Consider the following 8,692-nt stretch of genomic DNA (forward strand, 5'->3'; position numbering starts at 1 on the left):
AAACTGAAGGCCAGGTTGAGCGCCACGACCGTCTTTCCACAGGCCGGAGTAGGCGATGTGACGGCAATCGAGCTCCAGTTGTTCTGGCGCATCATCTTGAGGATCTTCGTTCGCAGAATGTCGAACGTGAAATTCGCGGTGTCCGCACGATCGATCGTCACGATGCGCCGTTGAGCGACGCGTCGTTTGTCGAGTTTGATCAGAGGCAGCCTCGACCACGCGGCATCCTCGGATGCCGGGGGAGGAGGGGGCGGCGTGCCGAGATCGGGGAACACGACCAGCGCGTTTTCGCGATCCGCGGATTTACCGAGTGCGGCTTGAATGCGTTCCATGCCCTACGCCTAGACTTAATGCGCGACGGAGCGTCGCTGGAATGAGTTCGGTTCCTCCCCACTGGGTTTCACCCCTGGTTCGGATGTAAGGAATTGTTGCCAATGGCTCGATCTCGAGCGACTCGATCAATTCGACCGGCCGGCGGATGCTCTTGTTCAGCACTTCCAACAGAACGATGAAGCCCAGACCGAGCGCAATTCCGCCCGCGAAACTGCCGCCCGCGATAGCCATCCGCTTAGGACCGATTGCGCGCTGCGGCGGCGTCGCCGGTTCCAGCAATGTCAGGCGCTCGCCCTTGGACCGCAACTCGATCCGTTGACCGGTCGAAGCGTCCGCAAGGCGGGCGGTGGCGACATTGTACTGCGTTTGGATATTCTGGTACTGGCGCTCGAGCCCATTGAGCGCGGTCTCATTGCTCGGCGTTGCTGCGATCGATTGCGTCAGCGTCGCCAGGCTCTTTGCGATCGCGACTTTCTCCTGACCGATCAGAGTAAGTCGTTGATCCATATCGGCGAGTTGCAGATCGAGCTCGGACGGCTTCTTGTTGGGTCCTGAACCGCCACTCGAGCGATCAGCGCGCACCTGATCTTCAAGCGCCGAGATCTGCGACTGGAGCGCCACGATTCCCGGGCTGCTGTCCGAGAAGATGGTTCGTTGCTCAGCCATGACCTGTCGCAGACGCTCGAGGGTCTGTTCCGCCGGTGTCATCGCCGCGCTGGCGATCCGACCGGTCGATGCGAAGAACTGAACCAGCTTCGCGCGACTATCCCGCAAGGACGCTTCCTCGCGATCGAGCTGCAGAAGGCGCTCGTTCAAGTTCATTTGCTGATTGCGACGAAAAGCGAGACTCTCCGGCAACGCATCCTTGTTGTCGTTCTTGAAATGCAGGATCTCGCCTTCGACCTGGTTCAACAGCGTGCCGAGCCGTTCCGTTTCCTGCTGGAAGAACTGGAGCGTGTCGCTCGCCTGATCCGTACGGAGGCGAACATTGYGCTGCATGWTCAAGTTCACAAACTCATTGACCACGTCGGACGCGAGGACGGGATCCTTTGCCTTGAACGTGACCGCAAACGCGGTGACGCCGCCGCCGCCACGTGACGCATCGAAGCGGATTTGATCAACCGAAGCCCTGGAACGCATATCCTCGACGATGTCGTTGTCGGAAAGTCCGGGGCGCCCGGCGTACAGATTGAACCGATCGGCCAACGCCAACAGATTGGCCCGCGTCATCATCTGCAATTCGATCATCTGCAGCTGCTTGACGATCTCGGGAGGGACCGTGGAGCGAACGAGATCGGCGGAGATCTGTGGCGACTCCACCATTATGCGCGCTTCGGCCCGGTAGACCGGTGGCAATATGTAGGCGACCACCAGCCCAGTCAGTGAAACAAGGAAAGCGATCGCGGCAAAATAGGGAAAGCGTCGAACGAAAATCGATCGATAAAAACGAATGTCGATGTTGCCCATTCCCAACCCGCTTGCCTTATCTCAAACATCGAATCCGTGCCGACGCCGGGTGACGCTCGACGACCTTTGACGAGAGGCAAGGTTATACCTTCCGAGCAAGACGCGTCCAGGCAAGCGCGCGACGCAAAGGGAGTACCCGGGCGCGATGCCCCTGACCCATAAGATATAATTGTCAAAGCCGATGCCCCGGCGATAATGCGACGAGGAAAAAACAGAACTGGCGAACGACGAATATGTGGGAGGAAATCAAAGCACGCGCAAGCGGAGCAGGAACCGGCCTCGTGGCTTTGTTCGCTTTTGCTGCCGTAGCTGCAATGCCGAACCCCGCGCATGCCGAGCGCTATCCGCTCGCGCCGCAGACGAAAGTGCGCGTGAATGTCGTTCAATGGATTCCGTCCAAGGGCGAGTATCAGCGTTGGGAGGCGGTCGGAGGCGAGTTCGTCGTGTCCGATGAGGGAACGATTTCATTGCCCCTCGTCGGCCGGATCGAGGTCAACAACCTCGACAATACGGAATTGGCGGCAAAAATCTCGGATGAGCTTAAGTCCAAGACCGGTCTGATCAGCCCGCCCGATGCGACTGTGGAGATTTTGGAGTACCCCCCATTCTACATTGTTGGAAGCGTCGCCGCGCCGGGTGAATACAAGTTCCGACCTGGCTTGACTGTATTGCAGGCGCTTGCCCTCAGTGGCGGCCGGCAAAAGGCGCCGACTGAAGGGGGCGCGAACGGACAGGTGGGGATGCTCGGCGATCTCCAGGGCGTTCGCGACGACATCTTGCGTGGCCAAGGCAGAATCGCACGCCTTCAGGCCGAGCGAGCCGGTGAGAAGACGATCCGCTTTCCCGGCGAACTGATGTCGAGTTCAGACAAGGATGCGGCCGAGATCATGGAACAAGAAAAGATCATCTTCGAGGCCCGCAGCAAGGGGTTGGAGCGCCAGCTGGATAGTCTGGCGGAATTACGCAACCTCTTCACGAGCGAGATCGAGATTCTCGGTGAGAAAACGGATACGTTGAATCGCAGCATCAAATTGGCCGAGGAGGAGTTGGCTGGCGTCAAGTCGTTGGTGGAGCGGGGCATCGCAACGGTATCGCGCAGGTCGGATCTGGAGCGTGCAGTCGCAAACTTGCATTCGAACCGCCTCGATGAAATTACAGCCACCATGCGCGCGCGCCAGAACTTGAGCGAAGCGACCCGAAGCGCGCTCAACCTGCGCGACAAGCATCAGACCGACGTCTCCACCGAGCTGCAGGATGCACAAGCCAATATTGAACGCTTGAGGATCAAGGAGAACGTCATCAAGCAAGTTCTCGTCCTCGGCGACGTTCCGATTACCAGCGAGCGCAGGAGCGACAGGCGCGGCGAAGCCTCACTGTCTTATGTCATCGTCAGGCAGAGCCAGGGAAAGACGGACGAGTTCGCCGCCTCCGAGGCGTCGAACCTCATGCCCGGCGATGTAGTCAAGGTCGCGATCAGCGATCCGTCGATGAGGAGCAGCGCACTCACCGCCGGCGGAGCGACGGCTCAATGAACAGGACGAAGAACGTCGCATCGCCCGAGCCGGATCCGCGCGGCCGATTCGATCGTCCGGAGGCCGCAGCGCTCAATCTTGATGGCGCGATGGAATCCGCGCCACGCGTGAGTGTCGTAATTCCTCACTTGAACGAGCCTGCGGAGCTGAAGCAGTGTCTCGCCGCGTTGCAGGAACAAGAGGTCGACGGCATTCCATTCGAGATCATCGTGGTGGACAATGGGTCGCGAGAGCTGCCGGTCATTTCCCGCGCCGATGTGCGTCTCGAACGCGAACTCGTCCCGGGTCCGGGGCCGGCCAGAAGCCGCGGCGCGAGCATTGCCCGAGCCGAGATCATTGCTTTCGTGGACGTCGACTGCGTACCGCAACCCGGGTGGATCCGCGGCATCGTCGACTTCTTCGACAAACATCTCGACATCGATTGCGTGGCTGGCGACGTGCGCGTTTCGTGGGCTGATCGCTCTCGGCCGACGGCCATCGAGGCTTATGAGGCGATCTTCGGCTATCGCGTCAAGATGTATGTCGAGCGAGACCACTATGCGGCCACGGGGAACATGGCGGTCCGTCGCAAGGCCTTTCGTGCGGTGGGACCTTTCGGCGGAATAGCGATCATGGAGGATCGCGATTGGGGCCAACGTGCGACCGCTCAAGGCTTTCGCATTGCGTTTGTGCCACGCGTTCTCGTTCTGACACCGCCATGCAAGACGTTCGGCGAGCTCGCCAAGCGCTGGGACCGCCATATCGCGCACGAATTCAAGGACCTTCGTGACCATCCGATTTCCGGAGCCAAATGGATGAGCCGCGCCGTCGCGGTGGCGATCTCTCCCTTGGCCGAGATTGCCACGGTCGCGAGAACGCCGCGCGTTTCCGGTCTGCGGGCACGCTGGCTCGCTTGGCGGTGTCTCGGACGGCTTCGCTTGTTCCGCGCGCGCAGAATGCTCGCGTTATATTTCAACGGCAATTCTGCCCCAATGGTCGAAAGCTGGAACCGGGACTAGTGCATTCGACACCGTGAATCGATGATTTGGCTTCGTGGTGGAACCGGCACAAGCCCAGGCGACGGTCAGAGCAAAGTGTGATGTCCAAACAGCTCATCCTCAATCTCCATGGTATCGGACATCCGCATTGTCATGTCGAGAGAGACGAGCGGCACTTTTGGTGGAGCCAAGAATCGCTTCATCGTCTTCTTGAGGAAATTGCCGAGCGTACGGCTGAGAAGAAGCCGGAAGTCGTCGTGACTTTTGATGATGGAAACCTCAGCGACGCCACCGTTGCGCTGCCAGCACTCGTTCGCCGAGGTCTGAAGGCAAGCTTCTTTGTCTGTGCGGGTCGTATCGGCCAGCAGCACTATCTCGACCCGGCCGCCATTCACGATCTTCTCAGTGCCGGCATGACAGTCGGCAGTCACGGCATGAACCATCGCGATTGGCGTCAGACGACAGATGCAGAGCTGGACGAGGAGATCATCCAAGCGCGTAGAAAACTCGAAGACGTGTGCGCCGGCACGGTGACGAGCGTTTCGATCCCTTTCGGTCTTTACAACCGCCGGGTCATCGAACGTCTGCGGCGGCAGAATTTCGATGTCATCTACACGAGCGATCGCGGCGTCGCGCATGCCTTCTCGACAATCAAGCCACGGGAAACGCTTGATTGCAGCATGGAGGTCGACGGACTGGTGGCGAGACTTGCGACACCACGTTCCGCTGCAGCGCAAATCGGGAGCGCCGTGAAGCAATTGTGTAAACGCTGGCGGCAGTAGCTTGGCATGGGAGATTGAGCGATGCGCGATGGGGAGTCGAAAGAATGAATGGTCGTTCCTCCAACTCCGGCAGGACGGTGGTTCTGACGGGGATGGATGCTCAACACATTTACGTGGCGAGCGCTCTTTCTTCGGGAGGAGGGGCAGTCGCCGTCGTGCTCGTCGAGCAACCCGCGGAGCCGCTTGGGAAGCGGATATCGAGGTTGCGGCGCCGCTTCGGCTATTGGGGGACTTTGACGAGAATCCTGGTCAGGGCAGCTCTCGTGTTGTCGGGCGAGCAAAAACGCCGCCGCGCTGGTCTGAGTTCTGTTCTGGGAGACCCTGAAATTCCTGCCGACGTTCAGGTGTTCAAGACTGTAGGCGTCAATAGCGCAGAGACACGAGCGCTGCTGCAAAAGCTGGCTCCCGACATTCTCTGTGTTTACGGAACTGCGATCGTCGCCGACGACACGCTCGCGATCGCTCGCGAGATTTCTCTTAACCTGCACACCGGAATTTCACCGCGATATCGCGGTGCCGATTGCAGCTTCTGGCCGCTCTACCAGAATGAGCCGGAGTGGCTCGGCGCGACAGTCCATGTCTGCACGTCGGCTCTCGATGGCGGCGCCATTCTCGGCGTGGCGAGGGCCAAGCTGGCCGCCGAGGACGATCTCGGCGCGGTGTTCGGTCGTTCCGTGATCGCGGGAGCGAAGCTCTATCGCGATGTGCTGCAACGGTTGGAAAGCGGTGAGGAAATCGCTCCCATCACGCAGGACCTTGACACCGGACGTGAGTATCGAGCGGTCATGCGCGACTGGCGGGCGGAACTGAAAGTGCATCTGCTCCTGAAAGCAGGACTGATCCGAAACTACGTGGAGCGCGGCAATGGCTGAGCCCGTCGACGTCGCCGTCATTTGCGTGACGCACAATTCTGATGCGCTGTTGCCTGGCGTGTTTCGTTCGCTTCAGATTATTGCTTCCGAGTGCGCAATGCGCGTCGTCTTCGTTGACAGCGGTTCGCGCGATGGGACTGTTGAGAYGCTTCGAGGCTTCACTCACGCGTCCGATGTTCGCATCCTCGACGCGAACTACGGATTCTCGGCCGGGATCAACGCCGGGATCGCTCGGGTTGTCGAATCCGGCGGGGCGTTCGCCTATCTGATCATGAACCCCGATGTGCGTATCGATGCCAATACGGTGCCGCTTCTTCTCGAGGCTCTGCGGGTGCCCGGCGTCGGGATCGCCGTGCCACGGATCGTCGACGAGAACGGCGATATACTTCCGTCTCTGCGCAATAGACCTTCGGTGACGCGATCTTGGTGCGATGCGGTTCTCGGCGGGCCGCTTTCCTCTCGCTTGGGATTGCCCTCCGAGGTCATTCGAACCAGGGATGCATATACCGGAGACCGCGAAGCTTGTTGGGCGACCGGCGGAATGCTGTTGATTTCTGCCGATTGTGCTCGTGCTGTGGGAGAGTGGGATCCATCCTTCTTCATGTACGAGGAGGAGGTCGACTACGCGCTGCGGGCTGCTGACGCAGGATACAAGTTGCGCTTCGTTGCCGAAGCGTCGGCGTTGCGCATTATCGGCGAGCGGCGCGCAGCACCCTGGGCGGAAGCCCTCATGCATCGAAATCGCGTCGCGCTCCTCGCGCGTCGTGAACCCGCCTACATCGCCCGCTTGCATGAGGCGGGTCTGATCTTCGGGACGTCGCTGAGAGCCGTTGCCGGCCGGGCCAATGCGCGGGCGGCTCTCTGGGCGCTCGTTCATCGCGCATCGCCTTTGGAGGTGCTTGCCCGATATCGGCCCGATGCGCGGGCGCAGATCAAGGAAATCACCTCCCCTCCGTAGTTTCGACGGTGGGCAATTACTCCCAAAGGATCGAATGGTTCTTACGATCAGAAGCGTCGAAGGCGGTATCAAAGGAAGATCTCTCTTGTTACATTTGTGCGCGCCTGAAATCAGAAGGCCCTGTTGTCCCCGATGACCTCTCAGACGAGTGCCGCACCGCGGTCGACCTATCTTCAGATTTTGAAGTCGACGGCTTTGATCGGTGGATCCACGGTCATCAGCATCGCGTTCGGTATCGTGCGGACGAAGGTGATGGCGGTCTTGCTTGGCCCGGCAGGTGTCGGTCTGCTCGGTCTCTACAACGCCGTCGCCGATCTTACGCAAGGCGTCGCCGGCTTGGGTGTCCAGAACAGTGGCGTGCGCCAGATCGCGGAGGCTGCAGGATCTGACGAGGCTGATCGCATAGCCTTGACGGCAAAAGTTTTGAAGCGGGCCTCCCTCGTGTTGGGACTGCTCGGTGCTTTGCTCCTCGTCGTCTTTGCGGGCCCGGTGTCCGAATTTACGTTCGGCAACCGCGAGCAGGCTGCCGGCGTCGCGCTGCTTTCCCTTGCGGTCTTCTTCAAGATTGTCTCGGGCGGTCAAGCCGCGCTGATCCAGGGAATGCGTCGGATTTCGGATCTTGCGCGCATGGGCGTCTTAGCTGCCTTCTTCAGCACGGTGGTCAGCATCCCGCTGGTCTATTTTCTGGGGGAGCGTGGGATCGTTCCATCACTCGTGGCGACAGCCGCCATGACGCTGTTGACGTCGTGGTGGTACAGCCGGCGGATCAAGATCGAGTCGCAGCCGATTGTCGCGCCGCAGATGTGGCCCGAGACGGTGATGTTGCTCAAGCTTGGCGTCGCGTTCATGGCCAGCGGCATATTCACCGTCGGTGCGGCGTATGCTGTCCGGATCATCGTTCTGCGGCATTCGGGTGTCGAAGCAGCCGGTCTCTACCAGGCGGCTTGGGCGCTCGCCGGCCTCTATACGGGGATCATTCTTCAGGCTCTCGGGACCGATTTCTACCCGCGTCTCACGGCGGTCGCCAAGGACGACGATGAATGCAATCGCCTGGTGAACGAACAGGCGCAAATCAGCATTCTTCTGGCCGGGCCAGGTGTGATTGCAACGCTCACCTTTGCACCACTGGTGATGACGATTTTTTATTCGACGGAGTTTCATGCGGCGGTGAGCCTGCTGCGATGGGTTTGCCTCGGTATGATGCTCCGCGTCGTGGCATGGCCGATGGGCTTTATCATTCTTGCGAAGGGGGCTCAGAAGATTTTCTTCTGGACCGAGCTGGCGGCCACTCTGGTTCACGTGGGCCTGGCGTGGTTCTTGGTGCAAAAATTCGGAGTCGATGGCGCTGGAGCTGCCTTCTGCGCGCTCTACGTCTGGCACAGCATCTTGATCTACGCGATCGTTCGAAAGCTCTACGGGTTCAGATGGTCCGCCGTCAATTTCCGGTTGGGTGCAGTTTTCCTTCCGGGAATTGCCGTCGTATTTGTCGGCTTCCTGTTTCTCCCGTTCTGGCCGGCCACGGGTCTCGGTGTGACCGCGGTTCTTCTCAGCGGCCTTTATTCGCTTTGGAGTCTCATTCGCGTGTGTCCGCCGGATTCCATGCCGATCGCGATCAGGCGATGGCTGCCCCAATCGGCGTGAAACCGGAGTGGACATGACAAGTCACATGACACGGGCCAGCATGAAATCGATGATAGGTGCGGCATTTGCCTTCGCTCTCATGCCTGGAGCGTTGGCGCTCCCGAGCGGGCTCGCCGGCTCGCTGATGCCG

General features: G+C 59.9%; 7 protein-coding genes and 1 pseudogene. 6 read left to right on the top strand and 2 right to left on the bottom strand.

What is annotated here, in order from left to right:
* Both AC1DT3_RS06615 and AC1DT3_RS06620 read right to left on the bottom strand, forming a co-directional pair.
* A pseudogene (locus AC1DT3_RS06615) lies at window positions 1-332 on the bottom strand (hypothetical protein); the annotation flags it as partial.
* Window positions 304-1,800, bottom strand: coding sequence for a GumC family protein (locus AC1DT3_RS06620; protein WP_477464458.1), 1,497 nt, complete (start codon window positions 1,798-1,800; stop codon window positions 304-306). The pseudogene AC1DT3_RS06615 and the gene AC1DT3_RS06620, both read right to left, overlap by 29 nt.
* 281 nt (window positions 1,801-2,081) lie before the next feature.
* On the opposite strand from AC1DT3_RS06620, the gene AC1DT3_RS06625 reads away from it, so the two are divergent.
* The 6 genes from AC1DT3_RS06625 to AC1DT3_RS06650 all read left to right on the top strand — a co-directional run bounded on the left by AC1DT3_RS06625 (window position 2,082) and on the right by AC1DT3_RS06650 (window position 8,562).
* Complete coding sequence (locus tag AC1DT3_RS06625) at window positions 2,082-3,332, top strand: polysaccharide biosynthesis/export family protein (RefSeq protein WP_477464459.1); 1,251 nt, start codon at window positions 2,082-2,084, stop codon at window positions 3,330-3,332.
* Complete coding sequence (locus AC1DT3_RS06630; RefSeq protein WP_477464460.1) at window positions 3,329-4,330, top strand: glycosyltransferase family 2 protein; 1,002 nt, start codon at window positions 3,329-3,331, stop codon at window positions 4,328-4,330. The genes AC1DT3_RS06625 and AC1DT3_RS06630 overlap by 4 nt, the downstream gene beginning before the upstream one ends.
* Before the next feature lie 80 nt (window positions 4,331-4,410).
* Window positions 4,411-5,091 carry a polysaccharide deacetylase family protein gene (locus AC1DT3_RS06635; protein WP_477464461.1) on the top strand — a complete coding sequence of 227 codons (681 nt, stop codon included), beginning with the start codon at window positions 4,411-4,413 and terminating at the stop codon, window positions 5,089-5,091.
* 44 nt (window positions 5,092-5,135) lie between these two features.
* Window positions 5,136-5,963: a formyl transferase gene (locus AC1DT3_RS06640; RefSeq protein ID WP_477464462.1), complete on the top strand. Its 828-nt coding sequence runs from the start codon at window positions 5,136-5,138 to the stop codon at window positions 5,961-5,963.
* Window positions 5,956-6,921 carry a glycosyltransferase gene (locus AC1DT3_RS06645; protein WP_477464463.1) on the top strand — a complete coding sequence of 322 codons (966 nt, stop codon included), beginning with the start codon at window positions 5,956-5,958 and terminating at the stop codon, window positions 6,919-6,921. Before AC1DT3_RS06640 ends, AC1DT3_RS06645 begins: the two co-directional genes overlap by 8 nt.
* A gap of 132 nt (window positions 6,922-7,053) precedes the next feature.
* Entirely contained in the window at window positions 7,054-8,562 is a 1,509-nt protein-coding gene (locus AC1DT3_RS06650) for an O-antigen translocase (RefSeq protein ID WP_477464464.1), read from the top strand.
* Window positions 8,563-8,692: the final 130 nt, after the last annotated feature.

The sequence above is a fragment of the Microvirga sp. P4_G7 genome, from assembly GCF_056401005.1.

Bases quoted from the DNA above. Each gene is read 5' to 3' on its own strand.
- AC1DT3_RS06635 (WP_477464461.1), top strand. From the start codon at position 4,411: ATGTCCAAACAGCTCATCCTCAATCTCCATGGTATCGGACATCCGCAT.
- AC1DT3_RS06650 (WP_477464464.1), top strand. From the start codon at position 7,054: ATGACCTCTCAGACGAGTGCCGCACCGCGGTCGACCTATCTTCAGATT.
- AC1DT3_RS06630 (WP_477464460.1), top strand. From the start codon at position 3,329: ATGAACAGGACGAAGAACGTCGCATCGCCCGAGCCGGATCCGCGCGGC.
- AC1DT3_RS06640 (WP_477464462.1), top strand. From the start codon at position 5,136: ATGAATGGTCGTTCCTCCAACTCCGGCAGGACGGTGGTTCTGACGGGG.